This window comes from Kitasatospora sp. NPDC056273 (genome assembly GCF_042268845.1).
Lineage (GTDB): Bacteria > Actinomycetota > Actinomycetes > Streptomycetales > Streptomycetaceae > Kitasatospora.
The window spans coordinates 11,155-37,314 of sequence record NZ_JBHJSJ010000021.1 but is presented as its reverse complement, the minus strand read 5'-3'; the positions used below and the strand labels follow the sequence as shown (position 1 = coordinate 37,314).

The window sequence follows — 26,160 nt, the reverse complement described above, 5'->3', positions numbered from 1 at the left end:
CACACGAAGGGAACGAGGCCGTGAGCCCGTCCGACCACCCGGCGCGCACCGCGCCCGTCTCCGGGCTGCAACGCGGCCTCTGGTTCCTCGACCGCCTCGACCCGAAGGCCGTCACCTACTGCACCCCCTGGACCCTCGACGTCACCGGCCCGCTCGACCTCGCGCTGCTCCGACGGGCGCTGGACGCCGTCACCGCCCGGCACGAGACCCTGCGCACCACCTTCGCGCTGCACCCCGACGGCCCCCGCCAGCACGTGCACCACCGGCTCGCCGTGCCGCTCGCGGAGACCGATCTGCGGGACCTCCCCGACCGGGCCGCGCGCCTGGAGGAGCTGCTCGCCGCCCGCTGCGCCGAGCCCTTCGACCTGGCGGCCGGCCCGCTGCTGCGCGCCGAGGCCTTCCGGCTCGAGGACGAGCGCACCACCGTGCTGTTCACCGTTCACCACATCGTCTGGGACGGCTGGTCCGCCGAGGTCTTCGAGCGCGAACTCGCCGAGCTGTACGACGCGGCGCTGCGCGGCCGGGAGCCCGAACTGCCCGAGCTGACCGTGCAGTACGCCGACCGCGCCGAGGAGGAGCTCGGCACCTCCTACGAGGAGCACCTGACCTACTGGAAGGAGCAGCTGGACGGCGCCCCCGCGCTGCTGGAGCTGCCCACCGACCGGCCCCGGCCCGCCGAGCGCGGCGCGGCCGGCCGCACCGAGGGGTTCGACCTCGCCCCGGGGGCGGCGGCGCGGGTCCGCGCCCTGGCCGAGACCGAGGGCGTCACCCCGTTCACCGTCCAACTGGCCGCCTTCGCCCTGCTGCTGAACCGCTGGACCGGCGCCGACGACCTGGTGGTCGGCACCCCGGTCACCACCCGCGACCGGCCCGAACTGGAGCACCTGCTCGGCTACTTCGTCAACCTGCTGCCGCTGCGCCTGCGGCTCGCGCCCGCGCTGAGCTTCCGGGACCTGCTGGAGCACGTCCAGGACGTCGCCTTCGAGGCGTACGGCTACCTCGACCTGCCCTTCGACCAGATCGTCGACCGGCTCGGCGCCGCCCGCAGCGCCCAGCACCCGCCGCTGGTCCAGGTGGTGTTCGGCGCCCACGGCGAGGACCGCACCCCGCTGGCGCTCGGCCCGGCGGCCACCGCCCGCAGCCGGGTGCGCTCCAACGGCACCAGCAAGTTCGACCTCACCTGGTCCGTCTTCGACGGGGGAGACGGCGGAGAGCTGCGCGGCGAGGCCGAGTACCGCAGCGAACTGTTCGACCCGCAGACCGTCCGCCGGCTGGCCGCCGAGTTCGACGCCCTGCTCGCCGCGGCCCTGGACGACCCCGACGCCACCGTGCTGCGGCTGACCACCCGCCCCGCCGAGGGGGCCGCGGCCACCGACACCCCCGGCCACTGCCTGCACCACCTGTTCGAACGGGCCGCCGACGCCCACCCCGACCGGCCCGCCGTCAGCGACCCCGACCGCACCCTGGGCTACGCCGAACTCGACCGCCGGGCCAACCGCCTCGCGCACGCCCTGCGCGCCCGCGGCGCCGGCCCCGGCGACCGCGTCGGCATGCTGCTGGACCGCACCGCCGACGTCCTGGTCACCGTCCTCGGCGTGCTCAAGACCGGCGCCGCCTACGTGCCCGTCGACCTGGCCGCCCCCGCCGACCGCGCCGCGCTGGTCTTCGGCGACACCGGCGTCGCCCTGGTCGTCACCGACCGCCCGGACCTGGTGCCCGAAGGCCCCTGGCAGGCCTACGACCTGACCGCCGAGGCCGCCGACCTGGCCGCCCGCCCCGACACCCGCCCGCCGGCCGCCGGCCGCCCCGGCGACGTCGCCTACGTCATCTTCACCTCCGGCTCCACCGGCCGTCCCAAGGGCGTCGCCGTCGCCCACGAGCACGTCAGCCGGCTGATGGCGGACGGCGAGCGGCACTTCGGCTTCGGCCCCCAGGAGACCTGGACGCTCTTCCACAGCTACGCCTTCGACTGGACGGTCTGGGAGATGTGGGGCGCCCTGCTGCACGGCGCCCGCCTGGTCGTCGTCCCGTACGTGACCAGCCGCTCGCCGGAGGAGTTCGCCGAGCTGCTGGCGGAGGAGGAGGTCTCGTACCTCTGCCTGACCCCCTCGGCGCTGCGCCAGCTGGAGCCGGTGCTGCGGCGCAGCCCGCGCGCCCTGCCCGCACTGAAGTGGATCATGCTGGGCGGGGAGGCGCTGGACCCGGCCGTCGTCCAGCGCTGGTTCGAACTCGACCCGCCGCCCCCGGCCCGGCTGTGCAACCTGTACGGCATCACCGAGACCACCGTCCACGTCACCACCCACGACCTGGCCGGCAGCGCCGGCTTCGAGCGCAGCCTGATCGGCACGCCGATGCCGCACCTGAGCGCCCAGGTCCTGGACGACTGGCTCCGGCCGGTGCCGCCCGGCGCGGCCGGCGAGCTGTACATCGGCGGCGGCAGCCTCGCCCACGGCTACTGGGGCCGCCCCGGCCTCACCGCCGGGCGCTTCGTCGCCGACCCGTACGGCCCGCCCGGGGCCCGGCTCTACCGCACCGGCGACGTCGCCCGGCGGCTGCCCGGCGGCGGGCTGGAGTACATCGGGCGCGCCGACTTCCAGGTCAAGCTGCGCGGCTTCCGGATCGAGCTCGGCGAGATCGAGAACGCGCTCGCCGCCCACCCGGACGTGGACGCCTGCGTCGTCACCGTGCACGAGGACCGCCTCGCCGCGTACGTCACCGGACGCGAGCCCGCCGACGTCCGCGCCTTCCTCGGCCGCTCGCTGCCCCCGTACATGGTCCCGGCGAGCTTCACCGTGCTGGAGTCGCTGCCGCTGACCGTCAACGGCAAGGTGGACCGCGCCGCGCTGCCCGCCCCCGGCCAGCGCGCCACCGCCACCGGAGGCCGGCACGTCGAGCCGCGCACCCCGGAGGAGGAGGCCTTCGCCGCCGTCTGGACGGAGGTCCTCGGGGTGGACGGCATCGGCGTCCACGACGACTTCTTCCACCTCGGCGGCGACTCCATCCGGGCCGTCCAGCTGGCCGGCGCGCTGCACGAGCGCGGCTGGGGGCTGAGCCTGCGGGACGTCTTCAACGCCCCCACCGTCGCCGCCCTGCTGCCGCTCGCCGAGCCCGTCACGCAGGGCCCGGACGCCCACGAGCCCTTCGCCCTGGTCACCCCCGAGGACCGCGCCGACCTGCCGCCCGGCCTGGTCGACGCCTACCCGATGGTGTCCATGCAGCTCTCCATGGTCTTCCACATGGAGATCGCCGGCGGCACCGACAGCTACCACAACGTCAACTCCTACAAGATCTCCGGCGACCTCGACGAGCAGGCCTTCCGCCGCTCCGTCGCCGAGGCCATGGACCGCCACGCCGTGCTGCGCACCGGCCTGGACCTGTCCGGCTACGGCGAACCGCTGCAGCTCGTCCACGGCCGGCTGCCCGCCCCCGTCGAGTTCGCCGACCTGCGCGGCGCCGCCGAGGAGGACCAGGACACCGCGATCCGCGAGGTGTTCGACACCCACCGGTGGACGCCCTTCGACCTCACCGCGCCGCCGCTGTTCCGGATCACCGTGCAGCGCCTCGCCGAGGACGCCTTCCAGCTCACCGTCTCCGAGCACCACGCGATCCTCGACGGCTGGAGCTTCACCTCGCTGCTCACCGAGATCCTGGAACGCCACACCGCGCTCGCCGAGGACCCGCTCGGCGCGCCCGCCCCGCCGCCGCGCACCGCCTTCCGCGACTTCGTGGCCGTCGAACGGCAGGCCGCCGGGGACGAGCGCTCACTCGCCTACTGGCGCGAGCGGCTGGACGGCGTCAGCGGCCAGTCCTTCCCCGGCAGCGAGTCCGTGCACGAGGCGCCGCGCACCGTCGAACGGGTGCTGCCGGAGGCGCCCGGGCAGTTGCGCGACGTCGCCGACGCGCTCGGCGTGCCGGTCAAGTCGGTGGCGCTCGCCGCCCACCTGCACGCCCTCGCCGCCGTCACCGGGCGTCGGCGCGTCACCACCGGCCTGGCCGTCAACGGCCGGCTGGAACGGCTCGGCGGCACCGAGGTGTACGGGCTGTTCCTCAACACCGTCCCGCTGAGCTGCGAACCCACCGACGACCTGCTCGCCCTGGTCCGCGAGGTCCACCGCGAGGAGCTGGACATGATGCCGCACCGCCGGGTGCCCTTCGCCCGCCTCGCCCGGCTGATGACCGACACCGCGCTGGACAGCCAGTTCGGCTACCTGCGCTTCCACGCCCTCGGCCGGCTCAGCTCGGCCCGCATCGTGGACGGCCGGATCGGCACCGAGCCGACCCTGCGCCACGAACCCAACAGCTTCGCCTTCGGCGCCTCGGTCATCCAGGACCCGGTCACGCAGCGGGTGCTGCTCGCCGTGGACCACCAGCGCTCGCTGGTCGCCGACCACACCGCCGAGCAGTTCATCGACACCTACGCCGCCGCCCTGCACACCATGGCCGCCGCCGCCCGAGAGTCCTGAGGAGCCGTCATGACCGATCTGCTGGACCGCCTGCGCGACACCGTCGCCGCCCACCCCGGGCGCACCGCCGTCCTGGCCGGCGCCGACCGCCTGGACTTCGCCGAACTCGACCGCCGCACCGCCGCCCTGGCCCGCGCTCTGCGCGAGCGCGGCGTCGGCCGCGGCGACCGGGTCGGCGTCCACCTCGCCCGCACCGCCGACCTGCCGGTCGCCCTGCTCGCCGTCTGGCGGGCCGGCGCTGCCTACGTCCCGCTCGACCCGGCCTACCCCGCCGAGCGGCTCGCCCACATGGCCGCCGACGCCCGCCTCGCGGCCCTGATCAGCGCCGACGGCCTCCCGGCGGCCGACGGGGTGCCGGTGCTGCGCCCGGACGCCGCCGCCGACGGGCCCGAACTGCCCGAGCACGCCCACCCGCTGGACCCGGCGTACGTCATCTACACCTCCGGCTCCACCGGCCGCCCCAAGGGCGTCGAGGTGCCGCGCGGCGCCGTCGCCGCCCTGGTCACGGCCCTGGAGGCGAGCGGCGCCTACCGCGCCGAGCCCGGCGTGGTCGGCTGGAACGCCAGCGTCTCCTTCGACGCCTCCGTCCAGCAGTGGGCCCGGATCTGCCGCGGCGACACCGTCCTGGTGATCGGCGAGGAGCACCGCGCCGACCCGGCCCGGGTGGCCGCCCTGCTGGCCGAGCACGCCGTCACCGACCTCGACCTGACCCCCTCGCACTGGGAGCTGCTGCGCGAGCCGCTGGCCGGCGCCCGGGTGCCGCGGCTGTTCATGGGCGGCGAGGCCGTCCCCGAGCGCACCTGGCGCGAGCTGGCCGACGGCGGCGTCGACGCGCTCAACCTGTACGGGCCCACCGAGTGCACCGTCGACGCCGTCACCGCGCCGATCAGCGGCCCCGGACCGCACCTGGGCGCGCCGCTGCCCGGGGTGCGCCTGCACCTGCTGGACGAGAAGCTCGCCCCCGTCCCCGACGGCGTCGTCGGCGAGCTCTACCTGGCCGGTCCCGGCCTCGCCCACGGCTACCTCGGCCGGCCCGGACTGACCGCCGAACGCTTCGTCGCCGACCCGGTCGCCGCGGGGGAGAGGATGTACCGCACCGGCGACCAGGCCCGGCGCGGCGAGGGCGGCCGGCTGGAGTACGTCGGCCGGGTGGACCGCCAGGTCAAGCTGCGCGGCTACCGGGTCGAGCTCGGCGAGGTCGAGCACGCCCTGGCCCGGCTGGCGGGCGTCCGGGCCGCCGCCGTCACCGTCCACGAGCCCGCCCCCGGCGACCGCCGGCTGGCCGGCTACGTCACCGGCGCCGTCACCGCCGCCGAGCTGACCGAGCGGCTGCGGGCCACCGTGCCCGCCCACCTGGTGCCCTCGGTGATCACCGTGCTGGACGCCCTGCCGCTCACCCCGAACGGCAAGGTCGACCTGGCGGCGCTGCCCGCCCCCGCTCCCGCCCCCGCCGCCTCCGCCTCCGCCGCGGAGTCGGGCGCCGGCGGACTGGCCGGGCAGGTCGCCGAGGTCTGGGGCACCGTGCTCGGCGTCACCGGCCTCCGGCCCACCGACGACTTCTTCTCGCTCGGCGGCCACTCCATCGCCGCACTGCGGGTCGTCCACCTGCTGCGCCGCCGCCTCGGCATCGAACTCCAGCTGCGCCACCTGCTCGACTCGGCCGACCTGGCCGCCTTCACCGCCACCGTCGAACAGGCCGTCGCGGCCGGCACCGCCGCCCCCCGGCCCGCCCTGACCGCCCGTGCCCGGGCGGCCGGCGCATGACCACCGCCCTGCGGGTGCGGCCCCGCGTCGAAGGGGACTGGCTGTTCGTCCCCGTGCCCCAACCGCGGAGCCCGTACCGGCTGTTCTGCTTCCCGCACGCCGGGGGCGACGCCACCGCCTACACCCCGCTGGCCCGCGCCCTCGCCCCGGTGGCCGAGGTCTGGGCGGTGCGCCCGCCGGCCCGCGGCGGCCGGCTCGGCCACCCGATGCCCGCGAGCTTCGACCTGCTGGTCGACGCCGTCCTGGAGGCCCTCGGCCCGCACCTGACCGGGCGGTTCGGCTTCTACGGGCAGAGCTTCGGCGCCCTGCTCGGCTACGAGGCCGCCCGGGCGCTGCCGGCCGGGCGGCGGCCCGAACTGGTCGTCGCCGCCTCCGCCTCGCCGCCCGCCGCCTGGGCCGGGGCGGACCGCCCCCAGTACACCGCCGACGAGCTGCTGCGCCTCGCCGGAATGGGACAACTCGTCGAAGGAGAAGCCGAGTTGAAGGAGCACGCGCTGCGCGGCATCCGCACCGACCTGGACGTGGTCGACACCTACCGGCCCCGTCCGCACCCGCCGATCGGCTCCGCCCTGCACACCGTCGTCGGCGCCGAGGACCCGCTCCTGGCCGTCGGCGGCCTCGAAGGCTGGGCCGCCCACACCAGTGGCGGCTCCGGCCACCACGTCGTCCCCGGCGGCCACCTGCTCGCCACCGTCGACGGGCCCGGCCCGGTCGACCTGCTGACCTCCCTCATCGCGCGGCCCGGTGCCGCGCACCTGTCCCGGACGGAGCACTGATGCCCACCACCACCGCGGTCGACCTCACCGACCCCGACCTCTGGGCCCGGCCCGACACCCCCGCGCTGGTCGCGGAGCTGCGCCGGGAGTCCGCCGTCCACCGCACCGACACCGTCGACGACGGGCCGGTCTGGTCGGTGCTCTCCTACCGGCACTCCGCCGAGGTGCTGCGCAACGCTGCCGTCTACAGCTCCGAGCAGGGCTCGCTGCTAGGCGCCGGCGAGGGCAACGTCCCGGTCGGCTCCGGCCGGATGATGGCCCTCACCGACCCGCCCCGGCACCGCGAACTGCGCGCCCCCGCCAACCCGTTCTTCTCGCCCGGCGCCGTGCGCGGGGCCGCCCGGGGCATCGCCGGACTCGCCGCCTCGATCGTCGACCGGGCCGTCGAACTGGGCGAGGTGGACCTCGTCGACGCGGTCTCCGCGCTGCCGCTGTCCGTCATGTGCGACCTGCTGGACGTCCCCGAGGGCGACCGCGAGATGGTCGAGCGGGTCTGCGACGTCGCGTTCCTCGGCCGCACCCCCGAGGAGCGCCGGGCCGGCCACCAGCAGCTCATCCCGTACCTGCTGCACCAGGTGATGCTGCGACGCAGCGACCCGCGCGACGACCTGATCAGCATGATGGCCACCTACCGGGTCGGCGGGAGGCTGCTGCCGATCGAGGACGTCGTCCTCAACCTGGACAACATCGTGGTCGGCGGCGTCCAGACCGTCCGCCACACCGCCGCGATGGGCCTGTACACCCTGGTCCGGCACCCCGAGCTGTGGCGGAGGCTCCAGCGCGGCGAGGTCGGCATGGACTCGGCGCTGGACGAACTCCTGCGCTGGACCTCGGTCGGGCTGCACACCCTGCGCACCGCGAGCCGGGACACCGAGCTCGACGGGCGCACCATCCGGCGCGGCGACCGGGTCGCGGTCTGGGTCTGGTCCGCCAACCGGGACCCGGAGGCCTTCGACCGGCCCGAGGAGATCCTGCTCGACCGCGCCCCCAACAAGCACCTCGCGCTCGGCCTCGGCGCCCACTACTGCGTCGGCGCGCCGCTGGCCAAGGCCGAACTCGGCGGCCTGTTCACGGCGCTGCTGGAGCGCGTCGCCGTGATCGAGCAGACCGGGCCGGTCGTCCACAACCGCTCGATCATCAACTTCGGCCTGGACCGCTTCCCGGTCCGCCTCACCCCGCGCTGAACCGCCGGGTGCCGAGTCGGGTGTCGAGCCGGCAGGCGGGACGGCGGGCGGGGCGGCAGGCGGCAGGGCCCAACTGCCGCGTTCCTGCCGCGACTCCTGCCCTTCCGCCCCGCGGCCCGCCCCTACCTTCGAAGCAACCCGAGCGAAGCAAGCCGAGCTTCGAAGAAACCCGAAGAGGACACCATGAGCAACCCGTTCGAGGACGACAGCGCCGGCTACCTGGTCCTGGCCAACGACGAGAACCAGCACTCGCTGTGGCCGGTCTGGATCGACGTGCCGGCCGGCTGGACCACCGTCCACGGCGAGGACACCCGTCAGGGCTGCCTCGACTACATCGAGGCCAACTGGACGGACATCAGGCCCGCCAGCCTGGTCGCCGCCCTCTCCGCCCCCGCCGACCGGTGACCGCCGCCATGCCGACCTGGGAACTGAACCCCGGCCGCCCGGCCCTCGCCCACGCGCCGCGCACCGCGGACATGGGCGAGGCCTGCGAGTGGCTGCGCGAGAACGAGAGCGCGCTCACCGACGCCCTGCACCGGTACGGCACCATCTTCCTGCGCGGCCTGCCGGTCACCGGCACCGAGGACGTCGCCGCCGTGCGCGACGTCCTCATCCCCGAGCGCACCCCCTACCGGGAGAAGGCCACCCCGCGCAGCGACTACGGCAACGGCGTCTACTCGTCCACCGACCTGCCGCCGGTCCAGCCGATCCGGATGCACAACGAGAACAGCTACACCCTGACCTTCCCCGGCCGGCTGCTCTTCGCCTGCCTGACCGCCCCCGACGAGGGCGGGGCCACCCCCACCGCGGACTGCCGCCAGGTGCTCGCGCAGCTGCCCGCCCACCTGGTGGAGCGGATGCGGACCGGCGGCTGGACGCTCACCCGCAACTACTCGGACTACATCTCGCTCGGCTGGCGCACCGCCTTCGCGACCGAGGACCGCGCCGAGGTCGAGGCCTACTGCAAGGAGAACGGCATCTCCTGCGAGTGGCTGGCGGACGGCAACCTGCGCACCACCCAGGTGCGCCCCGGCACCATCCGCCACCCGCGGACCGGCGAGCAGGTCTGGTTCAACCACCTCGCCTTCTGGAACGCGTGGTCGCTCGACCCGGACATCCGGGAGGCGATGACCGAGGAGTTCGGGCCGGACGGACTGCCGTTCAACACCGGCTTCGGCGACGGCGAGCCGCTGGAGCGCGCCGACGTCGACGCCCTCAACGAGGCCTACCACGCCGCCACCGTGCGGGAGCGCTGGCAGGTCGGCGACGTGATGCTGGTCGACAACGTGCTCTGCGCCCACGGCCGGGACCCGTACCGGGGCGGGCGCAAGATCGCCGTCTCGATGGGGCAGCCCCTGGAGATCCAGGACTGCCGGCCCACCGCGGGGCTCACCGTCTGACCGCCGTCCGTCCCCTCGACCAGCCCGTGCCGTCAGTAGACCCGAGTAGAGGAAGCACCGTGATCCCGGTTTCGTACGCCCAACAGCGGCTCTGGCTGATCGACCAGATCGAGGGGCCGACCGCGCTGTACAACCTGCCGTTCGCCCTGCGCCTGCGCGGCGCGCTCGACACCGCCGCGCTGCGTGCCGCGACGGCGGACGTGGTCGCCCGGCACGAGGCCCTGCGCACGGTGTTCCCGGTGGCCGGGGGAGTCCCGGTGCAGCGGATCCTGCCGGCCGAGGAGGCGCGACCGCGCTTCCTGGCCGAGGACTGCGCACCGGCCGACTACCCGGTCCGCCGGGACGCCGCGGCCGCCGAGACCTTCGACCTGAGCCGCGAACTGCCCATCCGGGTCACGGTGTTCACCCTCTCCCCGACCGAGCACGTGCTGCTCGTGGTGCTCCACCACATCGCCGGCGACGGCTGGTCGCTCGGCCCGCTGCTGCGCGACCTCGCCGAGGCCTACCGGGCCCGGCTGGCCGGCGGCGCCCCCGACTGGGAGCCGCTGCCGATCCAGTACGCCGACTACGCGCTCTGGCAGCGCGACCTGCTCGGCGACGAGCACGACCCCGAGAGCCTGCTCGCCCGCCAACTCGCCCACTGGCGCGAAGCGTTGGTCGGGCTGCCGGAGGAACTGGAACTGCCGACGGACCGCCCCCGGCCGCCCGCCCCCACCGGCGCCGCCGACTCCGTCGACCTCGCCTGGGACGCCGGCCTGCACACCGCCCTGCTCGACCTCGCCCACACCCACCGCACCACCCTGTTCACCGTCCTCCAGGCCGGCCTGGCCGCCCTGTTCACCCGGCTCGGCGCCGGCACCGACATCCCGCTCGGCACCGGCCTCGCCGGACGCGCCGACGAGGCCCTGGACGACCTGGTCGGCTTCTTCGTCAACTCCCTGGTCCTGAGGGCGGACACCTCCGGCGACCCGGGCTTCGCCGAGCTGCTCGGCCGGGTCCGGGAGGCCCAGCTCGACGCCTTCGCGAACCAGGACCTCCCCTTCGAGCGCCTCGTCGAGGAGCTCAACCCGCCCCGCGCGCTCGGCCGCCACCCGCTGTTCCAGACCCTGCTGGTGCTCCAGAACCACGGCCAGGACGCCGAACTCGCCCTGCCCGGACTGGAGTCCGCCCCCGAACCGATCGGCCTGCGGGTCGCCAAGTTCGACCTCAACATCGGCATCGCCGAACAGCACGGCCCCGACGGCGCCCCCGCCGGGCTCACCGGCTCGATCGAGTACGCCGCCGACCTCTACGACCGCGCCACCGTCACCGCCCTCGCCGAGCGGCTCGGCCGGCTGCTGGCCGGTGCCGCCGCCGACCCCCACGCCCCCATCGGCACCCTGGAGCTGCTCGCCCCCGAGGAGCGCACCCGCGTCCTCACCGAGTGGAACGCCACCGACACGCCCCGGTGGAGCGGCACCCTCGCCGAGTCCTTCGAGCGCCAGGCCGACCGCACCCCGCACGCCACCGCCCTCGTCCACGACGGCGGCACCCTCGACTACGCCGCACTCGACGCCCGCGCCAACCGCCTCGCCCACCACCTGACCGCCCTCGGCGTCGGCCCCGAGACCCCCGTCGCGATGCTGATGGAGCGCTCCGCCGACGTCGTCGTCGCCACCCTCGCCGTCCTCAAGGCCGGCGGCTGCTACGTCCCCATGCACCCCGGCCTGCCGCCCGAGCGGATGGCCGACGTGCTCGCCGACACCGGCGCCCCCGTCCTGCTCACCGACCGCGCCGACCCCGGCTTCCCGCACGGCGCCGCCGTGGTCCGCCCCGGCGACGAGGCCGGCGCCCCCGACCACCGCCCCGCCCTGCCCGTCCACCCGGACCGGCTCGCCTACGTGATGTACACCTCCGGCTCCACCGGCCGCCCCAAGGGCGTGGCCGTGCGCCACCGCGACGTCGTCGACCTCGCCGCCGACCGGCGCTGGCAGGACGGCCGCCACCAGCGGGTCCTGCTGCACTCCCCGCACGCCTTCGACGCCGCCACCTACGAGATCTGGACGCCCCTGCTGGCCGGCGGCACCGTCGTGGTCGCCCCGCCCGGCGCCCTCGACGCCACCGCCCTGCACGCCGTCACCGTCCGCCACGGCGTCACCGCCGTCTTCCTCACCAAGGCCCTGTTCGACCTCGTCGCCGAGCAGGCCCCGGAGACCTTCGCCGCCCTGCGCGTCGTCTGCACCGGCGGCGAGGCCGCCTCCGGCACCCTGCTGCGGCGCGTCCTGGACGCCTGCCCCGACCTGCTGCTCGCCCACGTCTACGGGCCCACCGAGACCACCACCTTCGCCACCCACCACCCGCTCGCCCCCGCCGACCTCGACGGCCCCCGGGTGCCGATCGGCGGCCCGCTGGACAACATGCGCGGCTACGTCCTGGACGCCCGGCTGCGCCCCGTGCCGCCCGGCGTCCCCGGCGAGCTGTACCTCGCCGGCGCCGGTCTGGCCCGCGGCTACCTCAACCGGCCCGGCCTGACCGCCGAACGCTTCGTCGCCTGCCCGTACCTGCCGGGCGAGCGGATGTACCGCACCGGGGACCTGGTCCGCCGGCGCGCCGACGGCGCCGTGGAGTTCCTCGGCCGGATCGACGGCCAGGTCAAGCTGCGCGGCTTCCGGATCGAGCTCGGCGAGATCGAGGCGGCGCTGTCCCGCCACCCCGCCGTCCGCCAGGTCATCGTGATCGCCCGCGAGGACCGCCCCGGCGACCTGCGGCTGGTCGCCTACTGCACCGCCGAGCCCGGGCTCACCCCGGACGGGCTGCGCTCCTTCGCCGGCACCGTGCTGCCCGGCTACATGGTCCCCGCCGCGGCCGTCCTGCTGGACGCCCTGCCGCTCAACGCCAACGGCAAGGTCGACCGCCGCGCCCTGCCCGCCCCCGACCTCGCCGCCGACGACACCGGGCGCGCCCCCCGCGACGAGCGCGAACGGGTGCTCTGCGAGCTCTACGGCGAACTCCTCGGCATCGACGACATCACCATCGACGACGACTTCTTCGCCCTCGGCGGCCACTCCCTGCTCGCCACCCGCCTGGTCGGCCGGGCGCGCACCGAACTCGGCGTCGAACTCGCCATCGGCGACCTCTTCCAGGCGCCCACCGTCGCCGGGCTCGCCGAGCGGATCGCCGAGCGCGCCGCCGGCGCCCCCGCCCAGGCCCGCCCGGCGCTGCGGCCCGCCGTCCGGCCCGAGCGGGTGCCGCTCTCCTTCGCCCAGCGCCGCCTCTGGTTCCTCGCCCAGGCCGAGGGCCCCACCGCCACCTACAACATCACCCTCGCGCTGCGGCTGCGCGGCCCGCTCGACCCCGCCGCCCTGGCGGACGCCCTCGGCGACACCGTCCGGCGGCACGAGGCGCTGCGCACCGTCTTCGCCGAGCACGACGGCACCCCGTACCAGCGCATCCTGGCCGGGCCCGTGGCCCCGCTGCTCACCACCACCGACCGCCCGGTGGACGAACTCGCCCGGCACGGCTTCGACCTGGCCGCCGACCTGCCCGTGCACGCCTACCTGCGGCCCGAGGGCCCGGACGAGCATGTCCTGGTCCTGGTCCTGCACCACATCGCCGGGGACGGCGCCTCGCTCGGCCCGCTCTACCGCGACCTCACCGACGCCTACCGGGCCCGCCAGGCCGGCCACGCCCCCGACTGGGAGCCGCTGCCCGTCCAGTACGCCGACCACGCGCTGTGGCAGCACGGACTGCTCGGCGACGAGGACGACCCGCAGAGCCTGGCCGCCCGCCAACTCGCCCACTGGCGCGAGGCGTTGGCCGGTCTGCCGGAGGAGCTGGCACTGCCCGCGGACCGCCCCCGGCCGCCGGTCGCCAGCCACCGCGGCGCCGTCGTCCCGCTGGAGCTCGACGCGGACCTGCACGCCCGGCTCGCCGACCTCGCCGCCGAGCACGGCGCGACGCTCTTCATGGTCCTCCAGGCCGCCTACGCCACCCTGCTGCACCGCTTCGGCGCCGGCACCGACCTGCCGATCGGCACCCCGGTGGCCGGGCGCCTCGACGAGGCCGCCACCGACCTGGTCGGCTACTTCGCCAACACCCTGGTGCTGCGCACCGACCTCTCCGGCCGGCCGAGCTTCGCCGAACTGCTGCGCCGCGTCCGGGAGACCGACCTCGCCGCGTACGAGCACCAGGACACGCCGTTCGAGCGCCTGGTCGAGGAGTTCAACCCGGTCCGCTCGCTGGCCCGGCACCCGCTGTTCCAGGTGATGCTGACCTTCGCCGCCGCCGCCGAGGGCGGCCCCGCCTTCCCCGGCGTGACGGCGGCCGAGGAGCCGGTGGAGTACGGCACCGCCAAGTTCGACCTCAAGCTGGCGCTGACCGAGCGCCACCGCGCCGACGGCACCCCGGACGGGCTCGCGGGCGGGCTGGAGTACGCCACCGACCTGTTCGACCCGGAGACCGCGCAGCGGCTGGCCGACGTGCTGGCCCTGATCCTGCGGCAGGCCGCCGCCGACCCGGAGCTCAGCGTCGCGGCGGCCGGGCTGACGCCCACGGGCGGGGCGGCCGAACTCCGCCACTCCGCAGGGCCGTTGGCATCGGTGGTGCCGCTGCTTCCGGCGGTGTTCGAGGAGCAGGCGGCGGCCACGCCGGAAGCGGTGGCGCTGGTGTGCGGTGACGAGGTGCTGACGTACCGGGAGTTGGACGCGCGGGCCTCCCGGCTCGCGGGCCGGCTGGTCGGTGCGGGGGTGACGCCGGGCGCGATGGTGGCGCTGGCGCTGCCGCGCTCGGTGGAGTCCGTGGTCGGGCTGCTCGCGGTGCTCAAGGCGGGCGGGGTGTACCTGCCGCTGGACGCCGAGTACCCGGCGGACCGCACCGCCTACACCCTGACGAACGCCGGGCCCGCGCTGGTGCTGACCGACGGCCGCTGGCCGCTGCCTGAACTGCTCGCCGAATTCCAGGTGCTGGACGTCACCGACGCGCCGGGTCCGGTGGAGTTCACCAGGCCTGTCCTGGGCGGGGCGGACGCGGCGTACGTGATCCACACCTCCGGCTCGACGGGCCGTCCGAAGGGTGTGGTGGTCTCGCACGGGAGCATCGCCGCCCTGCTGGCCGGCCACCGGGCGACGCTGGTCGCGGACGCGGAGGCGGCGCACGGCAGGCTGCGGGTGGCGTTGACGGCTTCGCTCTGCTTCGACGCCTCGTTGGAGGTGGTGCTGTGGATGGTCGCCGGGCACGAGCTGCACCTGATCGGTGACGAGGTGCGCCGGGACGCGCGGCAGCTGGTCCGCCACGTCCACGCGGTCGGGCTGGACGCGCTGCACGTCACTCCGTCGTACGCCGAGCAGTTGGTCGAGGAGGGGCTGCTGGAGGAGCCCGCGCCGAAGCTGTTGCTGCTCGGTGGCGAGGCGATCGGGCAGGGCCTGTGGAGCAGGCTGTGCGCGGCGCCGCTGACCGCCGGCCACACCATGTACGGGCCGACCGAGTCGACCGTGCACGCCCTCACCCGGCCGTTCGACGGTGCGGACCGGCCGGTGCTCGGCCAGACCGTCGCCGGGACCACCGGGTACGTGCTGGACGAGAACCTGAACCAGGCGCCGGTCGGCGTCCCCGGGGAGCTCTACCTGGCCGGCGCCGGACTGGCCCGGGGGTACCTGGGCCAGTCCGCTCTCACGGCCGAGCGGTTCGTCGCCAGCCCGTTCGTCGCGGGCGAGCGGATGTACCGCACCGGGGACCTGGTGCGCCGCGCCCGCGACGGTGAGCTGGAGTACCTCGGCCGCACCGACAACCAGGTGAAGATCCGCGGCTTCCGGATCGAACCCGGCGAGATCGAGGCCGTGCTGGCCGGCCACCCGGCCGTGCGCCAGGCCGCCGTGCTGCCCGACGACAGCGGCCGGCGCCTGGTCGCCTACCTGGTCGCCGACGGCCCCCTCGACGCGGCCGCCCTGCGCGCCTTCGCCGCCGAGTCGCTGCCCGGCTACATGGTCCCGGCCGCCTTCGTGGAGCTCGACGCCCTGCCGCTGACCGCCAACGGCAAGCTGGACCGCGCCGCGCTCCCGGCCCCCGACTTCGCCGCGCTGGCCGGCGGCCGGGCCGCCCGCACCCCGCAGGAGGAGATCCTCTGCGGCCTGTTCCGCGAGGTGCTCGGCCTCGACGTGGTCGGCGCCGACGACGACTTCTTCGAGCTCGGCGGCCACTCGCTGCTCGCCATCCGGCTGCTCAGCCGGGTCCGCGCGACGCTGGGCGCGGAACTCGGCATCCGGGACGTCTTCGAGGCGCCGACACCGGCCGGGCTCGCCGCCTGCCTCGGATCGGGGGCGGAGCGTCTCGCGCTGACCGCCTACGTCGAGCGGCCGGAGCGGGTGCCGCTCTCCTTCGCGCAGCAGCGGCTCTGGCTGATCGACCGGATCGAGGGGCCGAGCGCCCTCTACAACTCGCCGCTGGCGCTGCGCCTGACCGGCGAGCTGGACCGGGCGGCGCTGGAACGCGCCCTCGGCGACCTGGTCGCCCGGCACGAGGTCCTGCGCACGCTGATGGTGGAGACCGACGGCGAACCGCACCAGCTGATCCTGCCGGTCGGGGTGGCCTCGGTGCCCTTCGAGGTCCGGGACTGCCCGGCCGAGGAGGTCGGCGAGTCCGTCGACGCGGCCTCCCGCCGGCCCTTCGACCTGGCGGCCGAACTCCCGGTCCGTGCCCTGCTGTTGCGGGTCGACGCCGAGGAGCACGTGCTGGTCCTGGTACTGCACCACATCGCGAGCGACGGCTGGTCGACCCGCAAGCTGGTGCGCGACCTCGCCGCCGCCTACGCGGCGCGGACGGCCGGAACCGCGCCGCGACAGGCGCCGCTGCCCGTCCAGTACGCCGACTACGCGCTCTGGCAGCGCGACCTGCTCGGCGACGAGGCCGACGAGGAGAGCCTCTTCTCCCGCCAACTCGCCTACTGGAACGAGACCCTGGCCGGAATGCCGGAGGAACTCGCACTCCCGGCGGACCGCCCCAGGAGCGCCGCCGCCAGCCACCAGGGCGACCGGGTGGCACAGCTGCTCGACGTCGAACTCCACCGTGCGCTGCGGACCCTGGCGCGCGAGCAGCGGGTGACGATGTTCATGGCCATCCAGGCCGCCTTCGCCGCCCTGCTCACCCGGCTCGGCGCGGGCACCGACGTGCCGATCGGCTCCGTGGTCGCCGGGCGCTCCGACGAGGCGCTGGACGAACTGGTCGGCTTCTTCGTCAACACCCTGGTGCTGCGCACCGACACCTCGGGCAACCCGAGCTTCACCGAGCTGCTGGCCCGGGTCCGGGAGACCGACCTCGGCGCCTACGCCCACCAGGACGTGCCGTTCGAGCGCCTGGTCGAGGAGCTGAATCCGACCCGCTCGCTGGCCCGGCACCCGCTCTTCCAGGTCGCGATGGTGCTCCAGAACAACGAGCAGGCCGACGCCTCCTCGTCCGGCCTGTGGAACGGGGTGCTGCCGGCCGCCACCGGGGTCGCCAAGTTCGACCTCAACGTGACCGCCCAGGAGCTCTTCGGCCCGGACGGTGAGCCCGCCGGGATCGACTTCGCGCTCGACTACGCGACGGACCTGTTCGACCAGGAGACGGCCGAGGCGATCGTCCGCCACTTCGCCGGCCTGCTGGCGGCGGCCGTCGAGCGGCCGGACACCCGGATCGGGGCACTGCCGTTGGTGAGTCCGGAGGAGCTGGCCGAACTGCTGGGCGGTGCCACGCCGTTGGCTTCGGAGGTGCCGCTGCTTCCGGCGGTGTTCGAGGAGCAGGCGGCGGCCACGCCGGAGGCGGTGGCGCTGGTGTGCGGTGAGGAGGTGCTGACGTACCGGGAGTTGGATGCGCGGGCCGGACGGCTTGCGGGTCGGCTGGTCGGTGCCGGGGTGACGCCGGGCGCGATGGTGGCGTTGGCGCTGCCGCGCTCGGTGGAGTCGATGGTCGGGCTGCTCGCGGTGCTGAAGGCGGGCGGGGTGTACCTGCCGCTGGACGCCGAGTACCCGGCGGAGCGTACCGGGCACATCCTGGCGGACGCTGAGCCGGCGCTGGTGCTGACGGACAGCCGCTGGCCACTGCCCGAGGTGTTGGCCGAGCTGCCGGTGTTGGACGTCACGGACGTTCCCGGTCCGGCGGAGTTCGCCAGGCCTGTCCTGGGCGGGTCGGACGCGGCGTACGTGATCCACACGTCCGGCTCGACCGGTCGTCCGAAGGGTGTGGTGGTCTCGCACGGGAGCCTCGCCGCCCTGCTGGCGGGCCATCGGGCGACGCTGGTCGCGGACGCGGAGGCGGCGCACGGTCGGCTGCGGGTGGCGTTGACGGCTTCGCTCTGCTTCGACGCCTCGTTGGAGGTGGTGCTGTGGATGGTCGCCGGGCACGAGCTGCACCTGATCGGTGACGAGGTGCGTCGGGACGCCCGGCAGTTGGTCCGCCACGTCCGCGAGGTCGGGCTGGACGCGTTGCACGTCACTCCGTCGTACGCCGAGCAGTTGGTCGAGGAGGGGCTGCTGGAGGAGCCGGCGCCGAAGCTGCTGCTGCTCGGTGGCGAGGCCATCGGGCAGGGCCTGTGGAGCAGGCTGTGCGCGGCTCCGCTGACCGCAGGCCACACCATGTACGGCCCGACCGAGTCCACCGTGCACGCCCTCACCCGGCCGCTCGACGGCGTGGACCGGCCGGTGCTCGGCCGGGCCGTCGCGGGGACGGCCGGGTATGTGCTGGACGAGCACCTGAACCTGGTCCCGCGTGGGGTGGCGGGCGAGTTGTACCTGGCGGGTGCCGGACTGGCCCGGGGGTACCTGGGCCGCGCCGCGCTGACGGCGGAGCGGTTCGTCGCCAGCCCGTTCGTCGCGGGCGAGCGGATGTACCGCACCGGTGACCTGGTGCGCCGAGCCCGTGACGGTGAGCTGGAGTACCTGGGCCGTACCGACGACCAGGTGAAGATCCGCGGCTTCCGGATCGAACTCGGTGAGATCGAGGCGGTGTTGGCGGCCCACCCGGCTGTCCGTCAGGCCGTGGTGACCGTTCGGGAGAGCGAGGACGGGGACCGTCGGCTGATCGCCTACTGCGCGGTGGCCGAGGACGCCGGCCCCGAGCTCGGCAACGCGCTGCGCCGGTTCACGGCCGAGTCACTGCCCGGCTACATGGTCCCGGCCGCGGTGGTGACGCTCGATGCCCTGCCGCTGACCGCCAACGGCAAGCTGGACCGGGCCGCGCTCCCGGCCCCCGACTTCGCCGCGCTGGCCGGCGGTCGGGCCGCCCGCACCCCGCAGGAGGAGATCCTGTGCGGCCTGTTCGCCGAGGTGCTCGGCCTGGACGCGGTCGGGGTGGAGGACGACTTCTTCGCGCTGGGCGGGCACTCGTTGCTCGCGACCCGGCTGCTCAGCCGGGTGCGCTCGACGCTGGCCGCCGAGTTGGCGGTCCGGGACGTGTTCGAGGCGCCGACGCCGGCCGGGCTGGCGGCCCGCCTGGGTTCGGGGGCGGAGCGTCTCGCGCTGACCGCTCACACCGAGCGGCCGGAGCGGGTGCCGCTCTCCTTCGCGCAGCAGCGCCTCTGGCTGATCGACCGGATGGAGGGGCCCAGCGCGGTGTACAACCTGCCGCTGGTGCTCCGCGTGGCGGGCGAGCTGGACACCGACGCCCTCGGCTCCGCCCTCGGCGACCTGGTCGCCCGGCACGAGGCCCTGCGCACGCTGGTGGTGGAGACCGACGGCGAACCGCACCAGCTGATCCTGCCGGTCGGGGCGGCATCGGTGCCCTTCGAGGTCCGGGACTGCCCGGCCGACGAGGTCGGCGAGTCCGTCGACGCGGCCTCCCGCCGGCCCTTCGACCTGGCGGCCGAACTCCCGGTGCGGGCCCTGCTGTTGCGGGTCTCCTCGGAAGATCACGTGCTGGTCCTGGTGCTGCACCACATCGCCGGTGACGGGTGGTCGATGGGTCCGCTGCTGCGTGACCTCGCCGCCGCCTATGCGGCGCGGACGGCGGGTACCGCGCCCGGCTGGTCGCCGCTGCCCGTCCAGTACGCCGACTACGCGCTCTGGCAGCGCGACCTGCTCGGCGACGAGGCCGACGAGGAGAGCCTCATCTCCCGCCAACTCGGCTACTGGAACGAGGCCCTGGCCGGAATGCCGGAGGAGCTGGCGCTGCCGGCGGACCGTCCGCGGGGTGCCGTCGCCAGTCACCAGGGCGGCCGGGTGGTGCTTCCGTTGGGTGCCGAACTGCACCGTGCGCTGGTGACGTTGGCGCGCGATCAGCGGGTGACGATGTTCATGGCCGCGCAGGCGGCGCTCGCCGCTCTGCTGACCCGGCTCGGTGCCGGAACGGATATCCCGATCGGATCGGTGACGGCGGGGCGCTCGGACGAGGCGGTGGACCAGCTGGTCGGCTTCTTCGTCAACACGTTGGTGCTGCGGACCGACACCTCGGGCAATCCGAGTTTCACGGAGCTGCTGGCCCGGGTCCGGGAGACCCAGCTCGATGCCCATGCCCATCAGGACGTGCCGTTCGAGCGTCTGGTCGAGGAGCTCAACCCGACTCGTTCGCTGGCCCGGCATCCGCTGTTCCAGGTGATGCTGGTCCTTCAGGGCGGCGGTGACACGGCGCCGCTGGACGCGACCGGGCTGGACGTCTCGGTCGAGCCGTCCGGTCGCGCGGTCGCCAAGTTCGACCTGAGTGTCGGTATCGGCGAGTCCTTCGGTCCCGACGGCGCACCGGCCGGCCTGGAGTGCGTGGTCGACTTCGCGACGGACCTGTTCGACCGTGAGACGGTCGAGGCGATCGCCGTCCGGTTCGGCCGGCTGCTGGCAGCCGTCGCGGCCGGTCCGGACCTGCCGATCGGCAGGGCGGAGCTGCTGTCCTCGGCGGAGCGGGCCGAACTGCTGGGCGGTGCAGCGCCGTTGGCTTCGGAGGTGCCGCTGCTTCCGGCGGTGTTCGAGGAGCAGGTGGCGGCCACGCCGGAGGCGGTGGCGCTGGTGTGCGGCGAGGAGGTGCTGACGTACCGGGAGTTGGATGCGCGGGCCGGACGGCTTGCGGGTCGGCTGGTCGGTGCCGGGGTGACGCCGGGGGCGGTGGTGGCGATCGCCTTGCCGCGCTCGGTGGAGTCGGTGGTCGGGTTGCTCGCGGTGCTGAAGGCGGGCGGGGTGTACCTGCCGCTGGACGCCGGGTACCCGGCGGAGCGCACGGCCTACACCCTGGCGGACGCCGAGCCCGCGCTGGTGCTGACCGACGACCGGTGGCCGCTGCCCGAACTGCTGGCAGAACTCCCGGTGTTGGACGTCACGGACGCGCCGGGATCGGCACAGGGTCCCCTGATCGCTCTGGGCGCAGCGGACGCGGCGTACGTGATCTACACCTCCGGTTCCACCGGCCGCCCGAAGGGTGTGGTGGTTTCGCACGGCAGTCTCGCCGCTCTGCTGGCCGGCCACCGGGCGGGCATGATGGCGGGGGAGGAGAACCGGAAGTTTGCGCTGACGGCCTCGCTCTGCTTCGACGCCTCCTGGGAGGGCCTGCTGTGGATGGTGGTCGGGCATGAACTGCACCTGATCGACGACGAGGTCCGCCGGGACGCCGGGCAACTGGTCCGCCATGTGCGCGAGTCGGCGATCGACGTGGTGAACGCCACGCCGTCCTTCCTGGTCCAACTGGTCGAGGAGGGCCTGCTGGAGGCGCCGGCGCCGAGCGTCGTGCTGGTGGGTGGTGAGGCCGTCGGCCAGGCACTGTGGACGCGACTGCGGGAGACCCCGGGACTGCGGGCGTACAACCTGTACGGCCCGACCGAGTCCACCGTGGAGGCGCTGGAGCAGCCGCTCGACGACTCGGACCGGCCGGTGCTCGGCCGGGCCGTCGCGGGGACGGCCGGGTATGTGCTGGACGAGCACCTGAACCCGGTGCCGGCCGGCATCCCGGGGGAGCTGTACCTGGCGGGCGCCGGACTGGCCCGGGGGTACCTGGGCCGCGCCGCGCTCACGGCGGAGCGGTTCGTCGCCAGCCCGTTCGTGGCGGGTGAGCGGATGTACCGCACCGGGGACCTGGTGCGCCGGGCCCGGGACGGCGAGCTGGAGTACCTCGGCCGGACCGACGACCAGGTGAAGATCCGCGGCTTCCGGATCGAACTCGGCGAGATCGAGGCCGTGTTGGCCGGCCACCCGGCCGTCCGTCAGGCCGTGGTGACCGTTCGGGAGAGCGAGGACGGGGACCGTCGGCTGATCGCCTACTGCGCGGTGGCCGAGGATGCCATCTCCGAACTCGGTGGCGCGCTGCGCCGGTTCGCCGCCGAGTCGCTGCCCGGCTACATGGTCCCGGCCGCCGTGGTGACGCTCGATGCCCTGCCGCTGACCGGCAGCGGCAAGGTCGACCACCGTGCCCTGCCCGAACCCGACCTGGCAGCATTCGCGCCGGCCGGTGGCCGGGCGGCCCGTACGCCGCAGGAGGAGATCCTGTGCGGTCTGTTCGCGGAGGTGCTCGGGCTGGAAGCGGTCGGGGTGGAGGACGACTTCTTCGCGCTGGGCGGGCACTCGTTGCTCGCGACCCGGCTGCTCAGCCGGGTCCGTTCGACGCTGGCCGCCGAGTTGGCCGTTCGGGACGTGTTCGAAGCGCCGACGCCGGCTGGGCTGGCGGCCCGCCTCGGTTCGGGGGCGGAGCGTCTCGCGCTGACCGCTCACGCCGAGCGGCCGGAGCGGGTGCCGCTGTCCTTCGCGCAGCAGCGGCTCTGGCTGATCGACCGGATGGAGGGGCCGAGTGCGGTGTACAACCTGCCGCTGGTGCTCCGTGTGACGGGTGAGCTGGACGCCGACGCCCTCGGTTCGGCCCTGGGCGACCTGGTCGCCCGGCACGAGGTCCTGCGCACGCTGATCGAGGAGGAGGACGGCACCCCGTACCAGCGCGTCCTGCCGGCCTGGGCGGCCCGGGTGCCCGTCGAGCTGCTGCCCGAGGGCACCGCGCCGGAGGCCTGCACCGGGCGCCCGTTCGACCTGGCTGCCGACCTGCCGATCCGGGCCCACCTGATCCCGGCCGGGCAGGCCGAGTACCTGCTGGTCCTGGTGCTGCACCACATCGCCGGTGATGGCTGGTCGATGGGTCCGCTGCTGCGTGACCTCGCCGCCGCCTACGCGGCGCGGACGGCGGGTACGGTGCCCGGGTGGGCGCCGCTGCCCGTCCAGTACGCCGACTACGCGCTCTGGCAGCGCGAGCTGCTCGACGAAGCGGACCAGGACGGCCCGATGGCACGCCAACTCGGCTACTGGCGCGAGGCGCTGGCCGATCTTCCGGAGGAGCTGGCGCTGCCGGCGGACCGCCCGCGGGGTGCCGTGGCCAGTCACCGGGGTGACCGGGTGGTGCTTCCGTTGGGTGCCGAACTGCACCGTGCGCTGGTGACGTTGGCGCGTGAGCAGCGGGTGACGATGTTCATGACCGCGCAGGCGGCGCTTGCCGCTCTGCTGACCCGGCTCGGTGCCGGGACGGACATCCCGATCGGTTCGGTGACGGCGGGGCGTTCGGACGAGGCGGTGGACCAGCTGGTCGGCTTCTTCGTCAACACCCTGGTGTTGCGCACGGATACGTCGGGCAATCCGAGCTTCACCGAGCTGTTGGCCCGGGTCCGGGAGACCCAGCTCGATGCCCATGCCCATCAGGACGTGCCGTTCGAGCGCCTGGTCGAGGAGGTCAACCCGACTCGTTCGCTGGCCCGGCATCCGCTGTTCCAGGTGATGCTGGTCCTTCAGGGCGGTGGTGACACGGCGCCGCTGGACGCGGCCGGGCTGGACGTCTCCGTGGAATCGTCCGGTCGTGCGGTCGCCAAGTTCGACCTGAGTGTCGGCATCGGTGAGTCCTTCGGTCCGGACGGCGCGCCGGCCGGTCTGGAGTGCGTGCTCGACTTCGCGACGGACCTCTTCGACCGGGAGACGGCCGAGGCGATGGTCCGCCACTTCGCCGGCCTGCTGACGGCGGCTGTCGAGCGGCCGGACACCCGGATCGGGGCACTGCCGTTGGTGAGTCCGGAGGAGCGGGCCGAACTGCTCGGTGCTGCGCGGCCGTTGGCTTCGGAGGTGCCGCTGCTTCCGGCGGTGTTCGAGGAGCAGGTGGCGGCCACGCCGGAGGCGGTGGCGCTGGTGTGCGGCGATGAGGTGCTGACGTACCGGGAGTTGGACGCACGGGCCGGACGGCTCGCGGGTCGGCTGATCGGTGCGGGGGTGACGCCCGGGGCGGTGGTGGCGTTGGCGCTGCCGCGCTCGGTGGAGTCGGTGGTCGGGCTGCTCGCGGTGCTGAAGGCGGGCGGGGTTTACCTGCCGCTGGATGCCGGGTACCCGGCGGAGCGCACGGCCTACACCCTGGCGGACGCCGAGCCCGCGCTGGTGCTGACCGACGACCGGTGGCCGCTGCCCGAACTGCTGGCAGAACTCCCGGTGTTGGACGTCACGGACGTGCCCGGACCGGCGGAGTTCACCAGGCCCGTCCTGGACGGAGCGGACGCTGCCTACGTGATCTACACCTCCGGCTCGACCGGCCGCCCGAAGGGTGTGGTGGTCTCGCACGGGAGCCTCGCCGCTCTGCTGGCCGGCCACCGGGCGGGCATGATGGCGGGGGAGGAGAACCGGAAGTTCGCGCTGACGGCCTCGCTCTGCTTCGACGCCTCCTGGGAGGGCCTGCTGTGGATGGTCTCCGGGCATGAACTGCACCTGATCGGCGAGGACCTGCGCCTCGACGCGGCCGCGCTGGTCCGCCACGTCGGCTCGCACGGCATCGACGTGGTGAACGCCACCCCGTCCTTCGTGGCCCAACTCGTCGAGGAGGGCCTGCTGGAGGCGCCTGCGCCGGGCGTCGTGCTGGTGGGCGGCGAGGCCGTCGGCCAGGCGCTGTGGACGCGGCTGCGGGAGACCCCGGGGCTTCGGGCGTACAACCTGTACGGCCCGACCGAGTCCACCGTGGAGGCGCTGGAGCAGCCGCTCGACGGCTCGGACCGGCCGGTGCTCGGCCGGGCCGTCGCCGGGACTGTCGGGTACGTGCTGGACGAGCACCTGAACCCGGTGCCCGTCGGCATCCCCGGGGAGCTGTACCTGGCGGGCGCCGGATTGGCCCGGGGCTACCTCAACCGGCCCGGCCTGACCGCCGAGCGGTTCGTCGCCAGCCCGTTCGTCGCGGGTGAGCGGATGTACCGCACCGGGGACCTGGTGCGCCGCTCCCGGGACGGTGAGCTGGAGTACCTCGGCCGTACCGACGACCAGGTGAAGATCCGCGGCTTCCGGATCGAACTCGGCGAGATCGAGCAGGTGTTGACGACTCACCCCGAGGTCGCCGCGGCCGTCGTCCGGCCGGACGACAGCGGCACCCGACTGGTCGCCTACCTGGTCACCGACCGCCCGCTCGACCCGGCCGGACTGCGGGCCTTCACCGCCGAGCGGCTGCCCGCCCACATGGTGCCCGCCGCTTTCGTCGCGCTGCCCGCCCTGCCACTGACCGGCAGCGGAAAGGTCGACCACCGCGCCCTGCCCGCACCGGAGTTCGCCGCCCACCCGGCCGGCCGCCCGGCCCGCACCCCGCGCGAGCAGCTGCTCTGCACCCTGTTCGCCGAAACCCTCGGCCTGGAGCGCGTCGGCATCGACGACGACTTCTTCGATCTGGGCGGGCACTCCCTGCTCGCCATGAAACTGCTCTCGCGCGTCCGCACCGCCCTCGGTGTCGATCTCGGCATGCGGGCGCTGTTCGAGGCGCCCACGGTGGCCGGGCTGGACGGCCGGCTCGACCAGGGCCCGGCGGCCGACGCCCTGGACGTGCTGCTGCCCCTGCGCACCGGGGGCGACCGGCCCCCGCTGTTCTGCGTCCACCCGGCGGCCGGCATCAGCTGGGTCTACTCCGGGCTGCTGCGCCACCTCGATCCCGGGCAGCCGGTGTACGGCCTCCAGGCCCGCGGCCTGCGCGGCGGGGCGCCGGCCAGCGTCGCCGAGATCGCCGAGGACTACGTACGGCAGATCCGCGCCGTCCACCCGTCCGGCCCGTACCACCTGCTGGGCTGGTCGTTCGGTGCGGTGGTCGCCCAGGAGATGGCCGTCCGGCTCCAGGCCGAGGGCGCGCCGGTCGGGCTGCTGGCCCTGCTGGACGGCGGCCCGGCGGTCCGCACCGATGCCGCCCCGCCGTCCGAACCCGCCGACACGGTGGACGAGTTGCTGCGCTCGCTGGGCTACGACCCGGCGGACGGCAGCGGCCAGGCCGATCTGGCGGCGGTGCTCGGTGAGGCCGCGCACGTCCTGCCCGAGGTGTTCGACCGGCACCGCAAACTGATGGCCGAGCACCGGCCCCAGCACTACCGGGGCGATGCCGTCTTCTTCGGCGCCACCCTCGGCAAGCCGGCCGACTGGCCGTACGAGGAGGCCTGGCGGCCTCACCTGGACGGGCTGATCGAGGGCCACCGGCTGCCGTTCGGCCACGGCGACCTGGCCCGGCCGGAGCCGCTCGCCCGGATCGCCGCCGTCCTCGCCGACAAGCTGCGGCCCGAGAGCGCCGGCACCACCGGCAACGCAGGCACCACCGACAGCGCAGGCACCACCGACAGCGCCGGCACCACCGACAACGCCGAGAAGTCCCAGAACACCGAGAAGTCCGGAGCGTGAGC

At 74.8% G+C, this 26,160-nt stretch carries 7 protein-coding genes; all 7 read left to right on the top strand.

Annotated features, from left to right (window positions below):
• Nucleotides 1-20 precede the first annotated feature (20 nt).
• The 7 genes from ACFCY1_RS20200 to ACFCY1_RS20170 all read left to right on the top strand — a co-directional run bounded on the left by ACFCY1_RS20200 (nucleotide 21) and on the right by ACFCY1_RS20170 (nucleotide 26,158).
• Nucleotides 21-4,463, top strand: a complete 4,443-nt coding sequence (locus ACFCY1_RS20200; protein WP_375875438.1) for an amino acid adenylation domain-containing protein — start codon at nucleotides 21-23, stop codon at nucleotides 4,461-4,463.
• Nucleotides 4,464-4,472: 9 nt separating this feature from the next.
• Nucleotides 4,473-6,227 carry a non-ribosomal peptide synthetase gene (locus ACFCY1_RS20195; RefSeq protein WP_375875437.1) on the top strand — a complete coding sequence of 585 codons (1,755 nt, stop codon included), beginning with the start codon at nucleotides 4,473-4,475 and terminating at the stop codon, nucleotides 6,225-6,227.
• Entirely contained in the window at nucleotides 6,224-7,003 is a 780-nt protein-coding gene (locus ACFCY1_RS20190; RefSeq protein WP_241853240.1) for a thioesterase II family protein, read from the top strand. The genes ACFCY1_RS20195 and ACFCY1_RS20190 overlap by 4 nt, the downstream gene beginning before the upstream one ends.
• A complete protein-coding gene (locus ACFCY1_RS20185) occupies nucleotides 7,003-8,187 on the top strand; it encodes a cytochrome P450 (protein ID WP_074006452.1) in 1,185 nt (394 codons plus the stop codon). Before ACFCY1_RS20190 ends, ACFCY1_RS20185 begins: the two co-directional genes overlap by 1 nt.
• A 183-nt stretch (nucleotides 8,188-8,370) precedes the next feature.
• Nucleotides 8,371-8,592, top strand: coding sequence for an MbtH family protein (locus ACFCY1_RS20180; RefSeq protein WP_049650867.1), 222 nt, complete (start codon nucleotides 8,371-8,373; stop codon nucleotides 8,590-8,592).
• An 8-nt stretch (nucleotides 8,593-8,600) separates the two neighbouring features.
• The gene (locus ACFCY1_RS20175; RefSeq protein WP_049650871.1) at nucleotides 8,601-9,587 is read left to right on the top strand and encodes a TauD/TfdA family dioxygenase; all 987 of its coding nucleotides are present in this window, start codon (nucleotides 8,601-8,603) and stop codon (nucleotides 9,585-9,587) included.
• Between the two features lie 59 nt (nucleotides 9,588-9,646).
• Nucleotides 9,647-26,158, top strand: coding sequence for an amino acid adenylation domain-containing protein (locus ACFCY1_RS20170; protein WP_375875436.1), 16,512 nt, complete (start codon nucleotides 9,647-9,649; stop codon nucleotides 26,156-26,158).
• Nucleotides 26,159-26,160: the final 2 nt, after the last annotated feature.